Raw genomic sequence first — 18,159 nt, forward strand, 5'->3', positions numbered from 1 at the left:
ACGCTGCGGTCCGGGGTTTTTCGGGCTGGTAAAATTCAATTAATTAGTTAGTTAACCAAGCAAAGGGCGTGGGGTGGTACGTGGCGGGTTTTTAGGATTTTTATTTATCCAAAGAAAGCTATATTCTAAGCTGCGGGGTAGGGGTGCGCAACGGTCGGCCGCAAAGGGAAAAGCCAACCTGCCGGGCGCTTTTTGCGTTTGGACGAGCGGACCCTTTTAGACTTTTCGCGCCATCAACTCTCTACCGACCTACGCCCGCCGCGCCCTGTATGCTATCCTGGGGCTCGTGGTCTTCGTGCTGCTGCTGGTAATCGTGGCAGTGGTGGCATTGCAATTTCCCGCGACGCAGGACTTCGTAGCCCGCCGGGCCGAAGGCTACCTGCGCGACAAGCTGGGCACGGAAGTGCGCATCGGAAAATTCCGCACCGACTTCCGCAACGCCATTTCCCTCGACAACGTGTATCTGGAAGACCAGCAGCGGGATACCCTGCTGTCGGTGGGCCATTTGGGCCTGAACCTGGACTTGTGGGCCCTGACCAAGTCCCAGATCAACGTGAAGTCGTTGGAGCTCAACGACGGCACGCTGCACATCAAGCGCACCGAGCCCGACAGCGTGTCGAACTACGACTTTATCGTGGCCGCCTTCACCTCCGGCGACACCACGACTACCGCCCCGGCGGACTCGACCGGCGGCTTCAAGTACAATATCGGCGACCTGCATTTGTCCAACATTTACCTGACCTACCAGGACCAGGTCGACGGCAACGACATCCGCACCAAGGTGGGCGACCTGGCCGTGACGATGGACGAGGTGGACGTGGATAAGTCGATTTACCGCGTCAACACGGCCGCGCTGAAAAACACCAGCATCGGAATAGTGCAAAGCAAGGTGCCGCCGGACACGCCTTCCGAGCCCCTGACCACCGTGTTCGGGCTGAACAGCGCCGCGCTGAACAATGTGAGTCTGACCTACCGCAACAACGTGGCGGCCCAGTTTATCAGCACCCGCATCGGCGAAGCCCAGGCCACGGCCGACAACATCGACCTGATTAAGTCGCGCATCGACCTGAACACGCTCACGCTGCGCAACACCTCGTTTGCCTACGCTCAGAACGAAAACGTGCCGGTGGAGCAGCGGGTGGTGAACCCGGCCGAGGCGGTGCGGGATTTGAACGAGTCGGTGGAAAAAGCCACGGGCGCGGCTACCAGCTGGGTCGTGACGCTGAAGAAGTCCGACATCAGCGGCGTGGACGTGGCCTTCGACAACTTCAACCAGCCCCGGCAGCGCACCCGCGTGCCCGGCATGGACTACAACCACCTCAAGTTCACGGACCTGGTGCTGAACACGGAAAACCTGTCGTATTCCGAAAACAGCACCACCGGCCGCATCGTGAACCTGGCCGGTAAGGAGCAAAGCGGCTTCCAGGTAAACAGCGCCACGGCCGACGTCATCTTCGACTCGGTGCAGACCCGCCTCGACAACCTGGACCTGATTACGCCCCACACCCGCATCCGCCAGACGCTGGCCATGCGCTACCAGAGTCTCGACGCCCTGGCCGACACCAAGCAGCTGCCCAACCTGGGCATCGAGGGCGACCTGCGCAACGTGCGTCTGGGCTTCCGCGACATCCTCTACCTAGCCCCGGACCTGGCCGGCACGGCTCCGTTTACTACCGGCGCCAACCAGTCGGTGCTGATTAGCGGCAAGGTGAACGGGCGCGTGGGCGACATGCGGATTCAGAACCTGGAGTTCGTGGGCTTCCGCAACACGGTGGTGAAGGCCAGCGGCCGGATTGTGGGTTTGCCCGAAACCGACCGGCGCCTCTATACCGATTTGAACATCAAGCAGTTTTCGACCTCGGATGCGGATTTGAAGAGCCTGCTGCCCAAGGGCACGATTCCGGCCGAGTACCGCCTGCCGGCCCGCATGACGGTGGCTGGCACGTTCAAAGGCCGGCCCACGGCCCAGATTTTCGACGCCAACCTGCGGGCTACGACCAGCTTTGGCAATGCCACGGCCAAGGTGGACATGGGGGCCGGACCCAAGGGCCAGGAGCCCATCAACGCCACCTTTACCACCCAGGGCCTCGACGTGGGCAAGTTTCTGCGCGACCCGACCATCGGCAAAGTCACCGCCAACGGCCGCCTGACCGCCCGGGGCCTCGACCCGGCCCAGATGCGCGGCAAGCTGGTCGCCAACGTGCAGAGTGCCCGCTACAACGGCTACAATTACCGCGGCATTACGGCCAACGTGGACATCGACCGGCAGATTTATAAAGTGGACGCCCGCAGCAGCCAGGACCCCAACCTCAACCTGGATTTGCTGGCTACCGTGAACCTGCGCGACGCCCGCAACCCCACCTACACCGTGGACCGCCTGAACCTGCGCGGGGCCAACCTCACGGCCCTGGGCTTCTACACCGGCGGCGACCTGCGCATCCAGGGCGACTTGCAAGCCAACATCAGCGGCTCGGATCTGAACTCGCTCAACGGCACGTTCTCGGGCCGGCGGGTGGTCATTATCAAGGACAAGCAGCCCTTTGCCCTCGACTCGCTCAGCGGCCGGATTCTGCAGCGGCCGGGCCGCACCGAGGTGGATTTTGCCTCCAACGTGCTGGACGCTACCCTGCGCGGCAACACCCGCCTCGGCGACCTGGCCCTGGAGCTGCAGCGCCACATCGACCGGTATTTCGATTTGCCCGGGGTGCGCTACACGCCTTCGAGCGTCTACCGGCAGTTTACCTTCGACGCCAACCTGAAGAACCCCAAGATTGCCACCCAGCTGGTGCCCGGTCTCAAGCAGATTTCACCCTTCAAGCTGACCGGTAGCTACGACAGCCGCGCCGCCAACCTGACCGTGAACAGCCGGATTCCGCTGATTGTGTACGACGCCTACCGCCTGGATTCCCTGCGGCTCAATGTGTCGTCGGACCCGCAGAAGCTGGACTACGTCCTGCGGCTGCGCCAGGCCAGCCAGGACACTTCCCTGCGGCTGCCCAATCCCAGCCTGACCGGCAGCATTGCCAACAATAAAATCGGCACCAACCTGCGCATCGCCGAGTCGGACAGCGCCCAGCTGCTCAACGTGGCCGGGGTGCTGCAAGTGTTCAGCCAGGGCGCCGCCTACGCCTTCAGCTTCGGGCCCAACCTGGTGCTCGACAACCAGCAGTGGAGCGTGGCCCCCGACAACGAGGTGCGCTACACCACGGCCACCGGGGCCATTTTCGCCCGCAACGTGCGCCTCAGCCAGGGCAACCAGGTGCTGGCGCTGCAAACCCTGCCCGGCGCGCAGTATCCCTTGCAGGCCACCATCACCAACTTCGACCTGAACGGCCTGGCCAAAGCCGGCGGCATGCCCGACTCGATGCTGGCCGGCACCATCAATGGGCAGGCCGTGGCCTTCAGCATCGGGCAGCCCAAGCAGGCCTTTACCGCCGACCTGGCGTTGACCAGCTTCGCCTATAACAAGGCGCTGGTGGGCGACGTGACGCTGAAAGCCACCAACCCCACGCCGGACCGCTACAACGTGGATGCCCGCCTGACCAATGCCCAGGGCACCGACGTGCGGGCCGTGGGCTACTACCTGGCCACGCCGCCCAGTCCCATCCGGTTTGCCGTAACGGTTAACCGCCTCGACCTCAAAACCGCCGAGCCGTTCTCGGCCGGGCAGCTGCGCGAATCGACCGGGGGGCTGACCGGCAACCTCGACGTGACGGGCACCGTTGCCCAACCCCTGATTCGCGGGGCCATTACGACGACGGCCGACGCGGGCTTCACGGTAAGCCAGCTGGGCGCACCCTACCGCGTGCCGAGCCAGACGGTGAACTTCGGGGCCCAGGGCCTCACGTTCGACAACTTTACGGTGCTCGACTCGGTGGGCAACAAGGCGGTGGCCTCGGGCACGGTGTTTACCCGCAACTACGTGGATGACTACCGCTTCAACCTGAACGTGACGACCGACAAGTTTCTGGCCGTGCAAAGCTCCCGGCAGGATAACCCCCTGTTTTGGGGCAAGCTGGTCGTGGATTCGGATACCCGGATTTCGGGCGACCTGACTTTGCCGGTGGTGCGCACCCGCGCCGTGGTGGCCGAGGGCTCCGATTTGAAAGTAGCGGTGCCCAACGACGAAGCCGGCTTCGTGGAGCGGGAGGGCATCGTGCAGTTCGTGGACCTGAGTGCGCCCGTCGATACGGCCCTGGCCCGGCAGGCTGCCCAGGACACCGTGAAAACGGCTTCGGGCTACGACATTACGGCCACCGTGACGGTCAACGACAACACGCCTTTCACCATCATCATCGACCAGGCCAGCGGCGACAACCTGCAAGTGCGGGCCTCTGGCACCCTGCGCACAGCCATCGACCCGAGCGGCACCATCACGCTCAGCGGCCGCCTCGACGTGACCGAGGGCAAGTACGCCATGTCGCTGTATGACCTGGCTTCCCGCGAGTTTGCCATTGCCCCCGGCAGCACTATCTCCTGGACCGGCGACCCGTACAACGCCCAGCTCAACGTGTCGGCCATCTACAACGTGAAGGCGCCTCCGGCCGAGCTGCTGGCTGCCCAGGGCCTGGCCGACGAAACCCTGCAGGCCGTGGGCCGCAACCAGCTGCCGTTCCAGGTGTATCTGAACGTGACCGGCGAGCTGCTCAAGCCCGTCATCGGCTTCGACATCAGGCTGCCGGAAAATGCTCGTAGTGAGCTGCGCGGCCCCATCGAAACCCGCCTGGCCCAGCTGCGCCAGCCCAGCGAAGCCACCGAGCTGAACAAGCAGGTATTCTCTCTGCTTGTTTTGAACCGCTTTATGTCGCAGGACCCCTTCAAGTCGAGCGGGGGCAACATCGTGGCCGACCAGCTGCGGGGCTCAGCCAGCCAAGTGCTGACCCAGCAGCTCAACAACCTGACGGGCAGCTACCTCTCGAACCTGGGCGTGGAGCTGGGCGTCAATTCGTACGCCGACTACTCCTCGGGGGCCGAGAAAACCCGCACCGACCTGAACGTGGCCGTGCGCCGGCAGCTGCTGAACAACCGCCTGACCGTGCGCCTCGGTACCGACGTGCCCCTGGGCGGCGGCAACCAGGCCTCGACCGGCCAGAACAGCGGCGGCGTGAGCAGCTTTGCCGGCGACGTGAGCGTGGAGTACAACGTGCTGGCCAACGGCCGGATTCGCCTGCGGGCCTTCCGCAACAACGCCTACGGCGACATCGACGGCCAGTTTGTGCGCACCGGGGCCTCGCTCATCTTCCAGCGCGACTACCGCGACCTGGCCGACCTGTTCAAGGGCATCGACGACGTGGTGAAGGAGGAAGTGAAGCAGGAGCGCCGCCAGCAGCGTCGGCAGCGCAAAGCCGCCCCCGACTCGACCCAGGCGCCCGTGGCTACCGTCCGCCGCGACTCGGCCCGGGCCCAGGCGGCTCCTACCACCAGCCGCTAGTTTTTCGTTTTTCTACTGAGTTCAATGGCCTTGTCTTTCTTCTCCCGAGCGCAACCCCACCCCCGGCCCCTCCCCACAGGAGAGGGGTGCGTTCAACGATTCTGTCGTCTGGCACCCCTCTCCCGGAGAGGAGGGGCCGGGGGTGGGGTCCGCCTGCTGGCCGTGGCCGCCGGACTGCTGGCCAGTGGCTGCTCGGGCACCAAGTTTATTCCCGACGGCGCGAAGCTGTACACGGGCGGGGCGGTGAAGGTGAAGTCGGACAATACCATTCCCAACGAGGCGACCCTGACCACGGAGCTGACGTCCGTTATTGCCCCCAAGCCCAACTCCTCGATTCTGGGGCTGCGGCCCAAGCTGTATTTCTGGCACATGGGCGTGGGCAAAACCAAGGGCCTGGGCCACTGGCTGGCCGATAAGTACGGCGAAAAGCCCGTGCTGCTGAGCGAGGTCGACACCCAGCAGGTGAAGCGCCTGATGGTGAACCGCCTCAACAACAACGGCTACTTCAAGCCCACGGTCAGCAGCAAGGTGGCGGTGAAAGGGGCCACGGCCAAGGTCGACTACACGGCCCTGGTGGGCAAGCCCTACACCATCAAGGAAATCCACTTCCCGGAGCGCGACACGCTGATTGACCGGGCCATCCGGGCCACCGAGTCGGCTTCCCTGCTCAAAGTCGGCGACCCGTACAACCTGCAGACGTTCGTCAACGAGCGGGTCCGCATCGACGGGGTGCTCAAGAACCAGGGCTACTACTACTTCACCCCCGACTACCTGCTGTTCCAGGTCGACAGCACCCTGGACAACCAGGTGAACGTGTACCTGAAGGTGAAGGCCACCACGCCGCCGCGGGCCGCCAAGCCCTACGTGCTCAACAACGTGACGCTGAACACGAGCTACAACCTCTCGGACACTACCCAGAACCAGAAGCCGATTATCTACGAGAAGTACCGGTACTTCCCCGATGAAAAGGTGTTCAAGGCCCGGGCCATTACCAACGCCACGTTTCTCTACCCCGACAGCCTGTACCGCCGCCGCCGCTCCGACCAGACCCTGAGCCGTCTGATGAGCCTGGGCACGTTCAAGTTCGTGGACATCCGCTTCCGGCCCGCCCGCGCCAAAGCCGACTCGGCCGGCTACGGTTTCCTTAACTCCTTCGTGCGCATGACCCAGGTGCCCAAGCAGTCGTTGCGGGCCGAGGTGCTGCTGGTCAGCAAGTCCAACGGCTTCACCGGGCCCGGCTTTCAGGTGCAGTACCGCAACCGCTCGGCCCTGCGCGGCGCCGAGCAGCTGCTGATCAACCTGACGGGCACCTTCGAAAACCAGACCCAGTCGAACACCAACACTATCGGCGTGACCAGCTACGAGCTCGGGGTAGACGCCCAGCTGCTGGTGCCGCGCCTGCTCACGCCGCCCTTCGATATCCGGCTGCGCAACTCCGACTTCCAGCCCCGCACCAGCTTCGGGGCCGGCTACCGCTACGTGCAGCGGGTGGGGGCCTTTCAGGAAGACGTAGTGAGCCTCAACTACGGCTACACCTGGAAAACCAAGCTCACCAACGAGCAGGAGCTGCGCCCGATTGATCTGCAGTACATCCGCCTGGGCACCACCAGCCCCGAGTTCGACCAGCTGCTCATCGACCGGCCGTTTCTGGCCAACAGCTTCCGCCAGCAGTTTATTCTGGGTAGCAGCTACCGCTACACCTACAACCAGCAGGCCCTGGAGCAGCGCCGCAACCAGATTTACTTTAGCGGCGGCATCGAAGGCTCGGGCAACCTGGCTTATCTGGTCAGCAACCTCGCGGGCCGGGAAAAAGTCACCAACCCGGCCGACAACAGCCAGGCCTACACGTTCTTCAATCAGGAGTTTTCGCAGTACACCAAGGTTGATCTGGAGCTGCGCAACTACTTCCGCACCAGCACCAACCCCACCAGCGGCAACAAGATTGCCACGCGCCTGCTCATTGGGGCCGGCATTCCCTACCTCAACTCCAAGGTGCTGCCCTACCTGAAGCAGTACGGCATCGGGGGCCCCAACAGCGTGCGGGCCTTTGCCGCCCGGGGCATCGGGCCCGGCACCTACCGGCCCGCTACCGCCCGCGAAACGTCCACGCAGTTCTACGACCAGGTGGGCGACGTGCGCGTGGAGGCCAACGCCGAATACCGCCAGGATTTGTTTCCCTACGTGAAAGGCGCCCTGTTCGTGGACGCGGGCAACATCTGGCTGGTCAACCCCGACGACCGGCGCCCCGGCGGCCAGTTCGACGCCAAAAGCTTCCTCAAGCAGCTGGCCGTGGGGGCCGGCGCCGGCATCCGCATCGACGTGCAGTTCTTCGTTATCCGCTTCGACGTGGCCTACCCGCTGCGTTACCCCTTCGACACCGGCGCCATCAAGGATGTCAACAACAACGAAATCGTGGGGGCCGTCAAGTCGTCGCCCCGCCTGAACATTGCCATCGGCTACCCGTTCTAAGCCTGCCGCGCGGCACCCAGGCGCTGATGGAAGGCCAGCACATCTTCCGGCTGAAAGTTGGCGCCCGTCAGTTCGCCGCCCTGAAATACCGGCGTCTGAATAGCCAGCACTTCGTTCTGGTTTAGTTGCCCGCCGCTGGCCCGGAAGCTGTCGAAAACAGCTTGGTCGAGGAAGCCCGGCAGGCGGTCTTCGGGCAGCCAGTCGCTGAGCAGGCTGGCGAAATCCAGGCCCTCGTAGGTGGCGTAGGTGCCCTGCCACGGGTCGAGCAGGCCGATGGGGGCGTCGGTGCCTTCCTCGGTGGTGTTTTCGGCCACCAGCAGGGCCCCGTAGGCATTGCGCCCGATGACGGTCCGCTCGACCTCCGGCGTCAGGATGCTGGCCCAGGCCGTCAGGGCCAGGTTCAGCTGGGGCAGCTCGGCCCCGAACAAATACAGAAACCCCTGCCGGTACCAGCCCGCGCCTACCTCGTCGTACATCATCCGCCACAGGCTCTTGTCGAACTTATCGGCGAAGAAGTCGCCGGGCGGCACCGCCGGCGCGGGGCGGCCGAAGTGGTGAGTGAAGATGGAGATTTCAGGATCGGTAGACATAGCGGCGGGAAATAGCACAAGCAAGATTACGAAGAGAAGCGCGGGGAAGCACTATGCCGGGCACCAGACACGGGCCCTGGTTACGGCAAAAAGCCCCAACGCTTCTAAAAACGTTGGGGCTGAAAAAAGCGCCGTGCCGAAAACTACCGCTTGTAGCAGAGGTAGATGTAGTCGCCGCCGGCGCCGGCGTTTACGTCGCCGGGCTCCTTGACCCAACCGGCCGGGGGCTGAATGCTGCTGCTGTTGCCGGCCAGCACGCCTACTTCCCGAATTGGTCCTCCGTCGTAGGAGTTCTTCGACAGGTAGCCGACAATCATCTGCCCGCCCGCGCCATCGTTCAGGTCAATCTGCTTGTAGGAGTTGATGAACGTGTTGGTTGGGTTCCAGATAACGTCGTAGTAGGTGTACGGGGGGCGCCACACGGTAATAGTTACGCCGCTGCCGCCGTTGCCGTACACGGCCAGCTTGGTAACGGGCGACTGGTCTTTGCGGCGGCCCCAGTTGCCTTCCAGCGTGTTTTCGTAGCCGTGGTCTTCCACCCGGTTGCGGGAAAACGTCATGTAGATGTACTTGCCGCCGGCTCCCTTATTCAAATCCAGATTGAGCTTGGTATAGCCGCTCTGCGCCCCGACCGACGCGTAGCTGCTCTTGGCAAACTCCAGGTCCAGAATGTAGTTGTTGGGGTTGTTGGTCGCGTCGCCGTCGTAGGAAAGGCCTTCCGAGCTAACGAAGGTCGACGTGACGGCGGGCGTGCCACCCCCGCCCGAGCCGCCGTAGCAGTCGAGGCTGGTGGGGCCACATTCCTCAATGGGGTCTACGTCGTCGATGGGCAGGCCCGCTTCGTCGCCGTGGGCCTTGGCCTCGGCCAGCGCGGCGCGCATGTTGGCCAGCGTGCGCCGCTCGGCGTCGAGCTTGAGACGCTGTGGGCGGGTAGGGCCGTCGGCTACCTGGGTGGCTTTCGATACGTACTGGCCCAGCGGATCTTTACCCACGCCTTCCGCGACGCGCTGCACGAAGGCATTCCAGACGGTTTGGGCCTGGCTCAGCGAGGCCTTGGAGTCGTTGGCCGGGGCCACATCGGTTTCTTTCGAGCAGCTGGCCAACACGGACAGGCTGGCCAGGGCGGCTGCGGTCAGCCGGACGGAAATAGGGGCTTTCATAAAACAGGGCTACACATGGATAAAAAGTTCGGCCCGGCCACCGGTGCAATGACCGTGGTCCGGGCCGTCCTCAAGAAATAATGAGTGTGCTATTGCTTATAGCAGAAGTAGATATAGTCGCCGCCCGCGCCTTTGTTCAGGTCGGCGTTGTGGCGCTTCCAGCCGGCCGGGGGCTGAATGCTGCTGCTGTTGCCGGCAATGATGCCGACCTCTTTGAAGGGGGCTCCTTCCCCGCTGTTTTTCGACAGGAAAGCATAGAGAGCGTCGCCGCCGGCTCCGTCGTTCAGGTCGATCTGCTTGTAAGAGTTGATAAAGCCGCTGGTTGGGTTCCAGATGATGTCCAGGAAGGTGTAGTCGGGCCACCAGGCACCCGCTACCCAGCCCATACCGGCGCCGCCATACACTTCAAACTTGCGCACCGGGAATTTGTCCATCGTGCGGCCCAGGTTGCCTTCCCAGGAGGTCGTGTAGCCGTGGTCTTCCACCCGGTTGCGGGAAAAGCAGAGGTAGATGTACTTGCCGCCGGCCCCCTTGTTGAGGTCCAGGTTGAGCTTGGTGTAGCCCGTTTGGGCGCCCACCGACGAGTAGCTGCTCTTGGCCAGCTCCAGGTCCAGAATGTAGTTGTTGGGGTTGTCCGTCGGGTCGCCGTCGTACGACAGGTTCTCGGAGCTGACGAAGGTCGAGGTCACCGTTGGGGTGACCACGCCGCCGCCGCCCCCGCCGCCGCAGTAGTAGCCATCGTCGCAGACGGGCTCCTCGGGCACGATGAGGCTATTCTCGCCGCCGTGTGCGGTGGCCAGCATGCTCTGGATACGGGCCCAGGTGCGCTCCTCAGCGTTCATCTTGAGGCGGGTGGGGCGGGTGGCCCCGTCGGCTACCTGGGTGGCCTTCGACACGTACTGACCCAGCGGGTCGCTGTTTACACCTTCCGAAACGCGCTGCACGAAGTCGTTCCAGGCAGTCTGGGCCTGGGTGGGCGCGTCTTTCGGGGAGTCGGCCGGCACCACGCCGGTTTCTTTGGAGCAGCTGGCCAGCAGGCTGAGTCCGGCCAATAGGGTTACGAGCTTGTGGCCCGCGTACGAAGGAACCTTCATTGCAATAGAGGTAAAAAGATAGGTTGAAGTGTAAGAATGCCCGCGGCCCGGCACTGGGCAGCAGGATACCGAAAAGTAGAAGCGCCGCTCCGGGCCCCGAACTTTATTACACCAACCTGGGCATTAGCAGTATCAAGCCCCATTTTTAAGGAGCTACCGGGGGCAAAGGCCACAAAAAAAAGGCTTCCCGCGGCAGCGGGAAGCCTTTACAAAACACCAGCAAAGCTGCCTACGAAACGGCCGCCACCCGGGCTTCGAGGTATTCCTGGGTGCTGTTCACGGCCAGCGTCGGCACCACCGTCACCACCACGTACTTCGAAGTGGGTGTGTTGCTGACCTTGGCTACTGAGCCGACGGGCACCAGAGGGTTGGCCTCGGGGAAGTAGGCCGCCACGTTGCCCTGGGGAATGTCGTAGGGCACGGCCACGAACTTCTCCACCGTGCGCTTTTCGCCCTTGAAGTGGCTGGTAATGTCAATCAGGGCCTTGGCCTCGATGCCCCGCGCGGCCATATCCTGGCGGTTCATGAACAGCACGCGCCGCTCGCCGTGGATGCCGCGGTACCGGTCGTTGTACTCGTAGATGGTGGTGTTGAACTGGTCGTGGCTGCGGATGGTCATCAGCACCAGCTGGCCGGGCTCCAGAGTGTTCTTCTCGAAGTCAGTGGTCGTGAAGTTGGCCTTGCCGTTCTTGGTCGTGAATTTCCGTTCCCGGGGGCCGTTGGGCAGGTAGAACCCGCCGGGGCGGCGCAGCTTCTCGTTGAAGTTCTCGAAGCCCGGAATCACGCGGCTGATATGGTCCCGGATGACGTCGTAGTTCTCGGTCATGGCCACCCAGTCGGCAATGTCGATTTTGTTGCCCAGCGTGGCAATGGCCACCCCGCAGAGAATGGCTACCTCGCTCATCATCTGCCCCTCCAGCGGCACCAGCACGCCCTTGTTCTGGCTGACCACGCCCATCGAGTTTTCGCAGCTGGTCATCTGGTGCCCGCTTTTCTGCATGTCCACGTCGAGGTGGGTGAAGCAGGGCAGCAGCAGGCTGGTTTCGCCGGTGGTGAGGTGGCCGCGGTTGAGCTTGGTGCCCACGAACACCGTCAGCTTCTGCTTGCGCATGCCCTCGGCAATGATTTCGGTGTCGGGGCCAGCGGCCAGCAGGTTGCCGCCCAAGCTGAAAAACACCTTGGTTTTGCCCTTGTACATGGCCTTAATGGCCTCCACCGTGTCGTAGCCGTGCTCGTAGGGCGGCTGGAAGCTGAATTCCTTGGCCAGCGAATCCTGAAACTCCTTGGTGGGCTGCTCCCACACGCCCATCGTCCGGTCGCCCTGCACGTTGGAGTGGCCCCGCACCGGGCAGGTGCCCGCGCCGGGCTTGCCGATGGCGCCCTTCAGCAGGTGCAGGTTCACGATTTCCTGGATGGTCTGCACGCCCTGGCGCTGCTGCGTAACGCCCATCGCCCAGCAGGTAATAATCTTCTGCTTGGTGGCCAGGATGTTGGCCGCTTCCAGCAGCTGAGCCCGCGAAATGCCGCTGACTTCCTCGATGTCCTCCCACGAGGTATTGCGGATATTCTGCTCAAACGACTCGAAGCCGGTGGTGTACTTGTCGATAAACGGCCGGTCGACGACCTGGCCCGGATTCCGGTCCTCGGCCTCGAAGAGGTGCTTCATGATGCCGCGCAGCACGCCCATGTCGCCATCCACGCGCACTTGCAGGAACAAGTCAGTAATCTGGGTTCCGTCGCCCATCAGCGCGCCCAGGGCCCGCAGCGGGTTCATGAAGTCCTGGGGGTTTTTGAAGTGGTTGAGGCCGGCTTCCAGCAGCGGGTTGATGCTGATGATTTTGGCCCCGTTGCGCTTGGCCTTTTGCAGGGCCGTGAGCATGCGCGGGTGGTTGGTGCCCGGGTTCTGCCCGATAATCAGGATGACCTCGGCCTCGTGGATGTCGTTGAGCGTGACCGAGCCTTTGCCCAGGCCCAGCGTCGGGCTCAGGGCCGCGCCGCTGCTTTCGTGGCACATGTTGGAGCAGTCGGGCAGGTTGTTGGTGCCCAGGAGCTTGGCAAACAGCTGAAACAGGAAGGCCGGCTCGTTGGGCACCTTGCCCGAGGTGTAAAACACCGCCTCGTTCGGCGAATCGAGGCCGTTAAGGTTGTCGGCAATGATGGTAAACGCCTCAGGCCACTCGATGGGCGAGTAGTGGTTGTCGCCGGGGCGCTTCACCAGCGGGTGGGTCAGGCGGCCGGCGTTGTTCTGGTCCCGGTCAGTCATCTTCGACAGCTCAGCCAGGCTGTAGCGGGCAAAAAACGCGGGGCCGGCGGCTTTGTCGTCGGCGTCGGAGGCGGTGGCCTTGGCGCCGTTTTCGCAGAACTCGGCCACCGAGCGGTGGTGGTCCGGGTCGGGCCAGGCGCAGCTGGAGCAGTCGAAGCCGTCCTTCTGGTTCATGTGCAGCAGGCCCTTGGTGCCGCGGGCCATGCCGCCTTCGCTCCAGCTGAACTCCATCGACTTGAGCACGGCCGTAACGCCGGCCGCTACCTTCTGCTGCTCTTCTAGCCGCAGGCCGGTCAGGGCCTCGGGCGGCTGGGCCAGAATGGGGTGCTTGTACTTGGCGTTGGCTACGTCGGGGGCTGGAATCACGCTTTCGTCTCGTTGGTGTTGCGGGTCGGGGCGGTAATGGTCGGGGGCGGGGGCTTTGCCCTGGTCGGGTCGTTCCCCGCTTTTTGGGGCATTGGCTTCGGCGCCTTGCTCTTCTTGTTTGCCAGCTTTGCTGGGGTCTTCGGCGGGGGACTTTTCCATGCTAGGAAGAACAGATAAAACGGGGAAAGGATAGGGGGCGCGGCGTTTTTTTCCGGCGGCCACCCAACGCAAACCCGGGAACCACGTTCCCGCCGCCGGGCCGCCCAGCACCCCTGGTTCAGACGCAGAAGCGCGGGCAGGGGTTGCCGAAAACCACCTGATTACCTGCCGGTAGCGCTATATAGACCCTCGTTGGTACTACTGCCGCTCCAGCGTAACGGCCGTGCCCTGGCGTACCACCCGGAACACCTGGTCGGCGCACTTCACCAAGCGGACCGACGGAGTGAGCCGCACGGTATTGGCCCCCGGCGCCGGCTCTGACCTTTTGCTGACGAACCTTTTCTCGTAGCTAAGCAGCAGCGTGTCAGCTACCTGCCGTTGCTCGGTAATCTTCAGATGCTGCGCCGAGTTCAGCGACGAAAGCTGAACCTGCCCCGCCGCATCCGGCAGAAAAAACACCGAATCAGGGGTATCAGGCGACACTTTCGTGGCCAGGCAGCCGGTCAGCAGCCCCGCCGCGAGGCACAGCAGGTAGTTTTTCATAGGGGACGAAGGTGAGTCGCAAGGCTAGGAAGATACTGCGGAATGGGCCCCGGCGGCACTAGTGGCGGCAGTCGAGGTCTTTTTCCACCAGAATCTTCAGGGGCTGGTCGGGGGCTACCAGCAGGGTGGCCGAGAGGCCGTTCTGGTCGGAGCTGGTCCAGTGCCGGGCCAGGGCGGCGGGTACTTTCACCGTAATGGCCCCCGCGCCGTGGCTGATGCGAAACTCTGCCGACTCGGCCCGCTCCAGGGCGTAGGTCAGGCGGTCGGCGGCAGTGGGGCCCAGGGCCACGGTGGCGGCCACGCGGCCGGTTTCGGCAAACTGCCGCACCTCGGCCTCCGACAGGCGCAAACGGAGCGAGTTATCTTCAATACGAAGCTTCATAGGGTATTTTTTAGCGAAGCAAATCCAGACTGGTGCGCCCTCGGCGGGCAAGATAGAGCTTGCCGGATCAGTCGGCAATGTCCTTTTCTTCTTTCCGAACTCAGGCCGTCGGCGGTTGTAGCCGCCACTGGCCGCAGTACACGTTGTAGCGGCCCTGGCGCACGAAGCCGCACAGCGTCATGCCAAACTCCCGGGCGGCCGTGACGGCCAGGGAGCTGGGGGCGCCCACGGCGGCCAGCACCGGAATGCTGGCCACGGCGGCCTTCTGCACCAGCTCGAACGAGGCCCGCCCACTCACCAGCAGCACCGCGTCGTGCAGGGGCAGCCACTCTTGCAGCAGCGCGGCCCCGATTACTTTGTCCAGGGCGTTGTGGCGGCCCACGTCTTCGCGCAGCAGCAGCAGCTCGCCGGCCGGCGAAAACAGCGCCGCCGCGTGCAGGCCGCCGGTTTGCTCGAACAGCGCCTGGGCCGCCCGCTGCCGCGCGGGCAGCGCATGAATCACCTGCGGGTCGAGGTAGGGACCGGTGGTGGGCAGCACGGGGCAGGCGGCGGCATGCACCGCGTCGATGCTGGTTTTGCCGCATACCCCGCAGCTGGAGGAGGTGTAAAAGTGGCGTTCCAGCCGGGGCAGGGCCACTTCCACGTTTTCGTGCAGCTCGGCGCGCACCACGTTTTCCCGCTCCTCTTCCTTGGCCACGTCGGGGCAGTAGCGGATGCCGGCCAGCTCGGCCCGGCTCCGGATAATGCCTTCGGTGAGCAGAAAGCCCGCGGCCAGCTCCATATCGTGGCCGGGGGTGCGCATGGTAATGGCCAGGGTGCGGTGCTCGCGCTGCCCGGCCGGCCCATAGCCCAGGCGAATTTCCAGGGGCTCTTCGGCGGCAACCACATCCGAGGCCGGGGTTATTTCCGAACCGGCCACCTTGTGCACCGTGAGGTAATCGTAGCTGGTCGGGGGGAGGAAGGGTTCCAAGAAATTCTGAATTAGGAATTATGAATGCTGAATTGTGGGCAGGCCGTTGGGTGGCCGGCGGGTTCGGGCCCGGAAAGGTTAACTTTTGACAGAAGCAGTAAGTTTAAACCCAAACGGAATTACGAAGCAGGTTACCCTCCCCAATTCATAATTCCGAATTCAGAATTCTTAATCTAAAAAAGCGTGCTTACTTCCGACGAACGCCACCGTTACCAACGCCATTTGCAGCTGCCCGAAATCGGGGAGGCCGGGCAGCTACAGCTCAAGGCCGCCCGCGTGCTGGTGGTGGGGGCGGGCGGACTAGGCTGCCCGGTGCTGCAATACCTGGCCGCGGCCGGCGTGGGCACCCTGGGCATTGCCGACGCCGACCAGGTGGAAATGAGCAACCTACAGCGCCAGATTCTGTTCGGCCCCGCCGAGCTGGGTCAGAACAAGGCCGAAGCCGCCGCCCGCGCCCTGCTGCGCCTCAACCCACTGGTGCACTGCGAAGTAATACCCCACCGCGTCGACGTGGCCTCGGTGCGCGAGCTGGTAGCGCAGTACGACGTGGTAGTCGACGGCTCCGACAACTTCCCGACCCGCTACCTACTCAACGATGCCTGCGTGAGCCTGAACAAGCCGCTGGTATCGGGGGCCATTTACAAGTTCGAGGGGCAGGTGTCGGTGTTCAACTACCAGGGCGGACCCACCTACCGCTGCCTGTTTCCGCAGCCGCCCTCGGCCGCCGAAGCGCCCAACTGCGCCGCTACCGGCGTGCTGGGCGTGCTGCCCGGCCTGGTGGGCTGCGCCCAGGCCACCGAAACGCTCAAGGTTATTTTGAACCTGGGCGACATTCTCAGCGGCCGGCTCTGGCTGTTCGATGCCCTGTCGTTCCAGACTCGCACGCTACGCTTCGCGCGCCAGCCCGAGCGGGCCGCCCTCAACCTCGACACGGCCGACCCGGCCGACTACGCCGAGCTGTGCCGGCCGGCCGCAACAACCGTGGCCGCCATTACGCCCGCCGAGCTACAAGAGCAGTTGGCCGCCGAGCAGGCACCGTTTCTGCTCGACGTGCGGGAGCTAACTGAGTACCAAACTGGCCACCTGCCCGGTGCCGCCCTGATTCCGCTGGGCACCCTGGCCCAGCACTGGCAGGGGCTGCCCCGGCACTACCCCATCGTGGTGTACTGCCGCAGCGGCCGACGCAGTGCTCAGGCCATTGGGCTGCTTCAGCAGGAATTCGGCTTCGACAACCTGCTAAACCTGACCGGCGGGATGCTGGCCTGGCAGGAGCAGGCTGAGGTTCAGCAAGAAGAAGATACTGAAACGTCCCGCTAAAGCACGTTGTATCCACCAAATAGAACGTCATGTCGAACACCGTGAGACATCTCGCGTGCAATGGTAATCAGATTACTCTGGCAACGTCAGCACGCGAGATGTCTCAATATGTTCGACATGACGGTCTTTTTCCAACAACGTCAGCACGCGTCGTGTCTTCTCTCGGCTTGCTGCGCAGAATGCTCGTCCTGACGGCTGATTATTTCCCCCACCGCCTTACTTCCTGAGCCCAGCTTTGACCCCGCCGCCAACCATCATCAGCCCCCAGCCGCCACCGGTGCGCCGCATCCGCTTCGACCGCAACGAGCTGGCCGGGGCCTTCGGGGATTTGGGTACCGACTTGCCGCTGCTCATCGGCGTCATTGCCGCCTCGGGCGTCGACAGCGCCGGGCTGCTCATCGTGTTTGGACTCTTGCAGATGTTTTCGGGCTTGTGGTACGGCATGCCCATGCCGGTGCAGCCGCTCAAGGCCTTTGCCGCCCTGGTTATTGCCCAGAAAATTCCCGGCCGCATCATCTTCGGCGGCGGGCTGGCCATCGGCCTGAGCATGCTGGTCTTGTCGGTCACGGGCCTGATTGATGCCCTGGCCCGCCTGATTCCCAAGCCCGTGGTGCGCGGCATTCAGTTTGGGCTGGCCCTGCAGCTTTCCACCCTGGCCCTGAAGGAGTACGTGCCCGCCGACGGCCCGCCCGGCTACGCCCTGGCCGCCGCCGCGTTTACCGTGACGGTGCTGCTGCTGGGCAACCGCCGCTGGCCGGCTTCCCTGCTGGTGATTCTGCTAGGCATCATCTACGCCCTGGTCTTCAAGCTCGACCTGGCCACGGCCCAGCAGGCCCTGGGTCTGCATTTGCCCACCTGGCACCTGCCCCAGCGCGCCGACATCCTGACCGGGGCCGTGCTGCTGGCCCTGCCCCAGATTCCGTTGTCGCTCGGCAACTCCATTCTGGCCACCCGCCAGGTCATTCACGACCATTACCCTGAAAAGCAGGTGACGGTGCGTCAGATCAGCTTTACCTACGGGCTGATGAACGTGGTGGCGCCCTTTTTCGGGTGCTTCCCGGTGTGCCACGGCTCGGGCGGCATGGTGGGGCACTACGCCTTTGGGGCCCGCACCGGCGGCTCGGTGGTGCTCTACGGCCTGCTGTTTCTGGTGCTGGGTTTGTTTTTCAGCCAGGGCTTCGCCGATATCGTCCAGATTTTTCCCCTCCCGATTTTGGGCGTGCTGCTGCTGTTCGAGGCCCTCACCCTGGCCACCCTCCTGCGCGACCTGACCTCCTCGAAAGCCGACCTGACGGTGGCCCTGCTGGTGGGCGTGCTCTGCAGCGGCCTGCCCTACGGCTACCTGGTGGGCCTGGTGGTGGGCACGGCCGCGTACTACGCCATGCGCCGCGGCTGGGTGGGGCTGGGCCGGTAGC

Annotated in this window: 11 protein-coding genes; 4 read left to right on the forward strand and 7 right to left on the reverse strand. The window is 63.8% G+C overall.

All coding sequences use genetic code 11. The features are described 5' to 3' along the window. The first annotated feature begins 286 nt into the window (after positions 1 to 286). A complete protein-coding gene (locus E5K00_RS13695; RefSeq protein WP_135463889.1) occupies positions 287 to 5,431 on the forward strand; it encodes a translocation/assembly module TamB domain-containing protein in 5,145 nt (1,714 codons plus the stop codon). Between the two features lie 162 nt (positions 5,432 to 5,593). Next, positions 5,594 to 7,900, forward strand: coding sequence for a translocation and assembly module lipoprotein TamL (tamL, locus tag E5K00_RS13700; RefSeq protein ID WP_167856891.1), 2,307 nt, complete (start codon positions 5,594 to 5,596; stop codon positions 7,898 to 7,900). Here the strand turns inward: tamL and E5K00_RS13705 are convergent. The 7 genes from E5K00_RS13705 to fdhD all read right to left on the reverse strand — a co-directional run bounded on the left by E5K00_RS13705 (position 7,897) and on the right by fdhD (position 15,427). Further along, positions 7,897 to 8,490 (reverse strand): hypothetical protein, encoded by a 594-nt coding sequence (locus E5K00_RS13705; RefSeq protein ID WP_135463891.1) that lies wholly within the window; start codon positions 8,488 to 8,490, stop codon positions 7,897 to 7,899. The genes tamL and E5K00_RS13705 overlap by 4 nt on opposite strands. Positions 8,491 to 8,633: 143 nt before the next feature. Beyond that, the gene (locus tag E5K00_RS13710; RefSeq protein WP_135463892.1) at positions 8,634 to 9,650 is read right to left on the reverse strand and encodes a hypothetical protein; all 1,017 of its coding nucleotides are present in this window, start codon (positions 9,648 to 9,650) and stop codon (positions 8,634 to 8,636) included. 89 nt (positions 9,651 to 9,739) lie between these two features. Further along, the gene (locus E5K00_RS13715) at positions 9,740 to 10,744 is read right to left on the reverse strand and encodes a hypothetical protein (RefSeq protein WP_135463893.1); all 1,005 of its coding nucleotides are present in this window, start codon (positions 10,742 to 10,744) and stop codon (positions 9,740 to 9,742) included. A gap of 229 nt (positions 10,745 to 10,973) precedes the next feature. Beyond that, a complete protein-coding gene (locus tag E5K00_RS13720) occupies positions 10,974 to 13,532 on the reverse strand; it encodes an FdhF/YdeP family oxidoreductase (RefSeq protein ID WP_135463894.1) in 2,559 nt (852 codons plus the stop codon). Positions 13,533 to 13,730: 198 nt separating this feature from the next. Next, positions 13,731 to 14,075, reverse strand: a complete 345-nt coding sequence (locus E5K00_RS13725; RefSeq protein ID WP_135463895.1) for a hypothetical protein — start codon at positions 14,073 to 14,075, stop codon at positions 13,731 to 13,733. A 58-nt stretch (positions 14,076 to 14,133) separates the two neighbouring features. After that, the gene (locus E5K00_RS13730) at positions 14,134 to 14,457 is read right to left on the reverse strand and encodes a DUF7009 family protein (RefSeq protein ID WP_135463896.1); all 324 of its coding nucleotides are present in this window, start codon (positions 14,455 to 14,457) and stop codon (positions 14,134 to 14,136) included. A 100-nt stretch (positions 14,458 to 14,557) separates the two neighbouring features. Continuing rightward, positions 14,558 to 15,427: a formate dehydrogenase accessory sulfurtransferase FdhD gene (fdhD, locus tag E5K00_RS13735; protein WP_135463897.1), complete on the reverse strand. Its 870-nt coding sequence runs from the start codon at positions 15,425 to 15,427 to the stop codon at positions 14,558 to 14,560. 183 nt (positions 15,428 to 15,610) lie between these two features. Between fdhD and moeB the strand changes: the two genes are divergently transcribed. Continuing rightward, positions 15,611 to 16,744, forward strand: a complete 1,134-nt coding sequence (moeB, locus tag E5K00_RS13740; RefSeq protein WP_135463898.1) for a molybdopterin-synthase adenylyltransferase MoeB — start codon at positions 15,611 to 15,613, stop codon at positions 16,742 to 16,744. 235 nt (positions 16,745 to 16,979) lie between these two features. Next, positions 16,980 to 18,158 (forward strand): putative sulfate/molybdate transporter, encoded by a 1,179-nt coding sequence (locus tag E5K00_RS13745; RefSeq protein WP_245328297.1) that lies wholly within the window; start codon positions 16,980 to 16,982, stop codon positions 18,156 to 18,158. The last annotated feature ends 1 nt before the right edge of the window (position 18,159 follow it).

Source organism: Hymenobacter aquaticus (assembly GCF_004765605.1).
Lineage (GTDB): Bacteria > Bacteroidota > Bacteroidia > Cytophagales > Hymenobacteraceae > Hymenobacter > Hymenobacter aquaticus.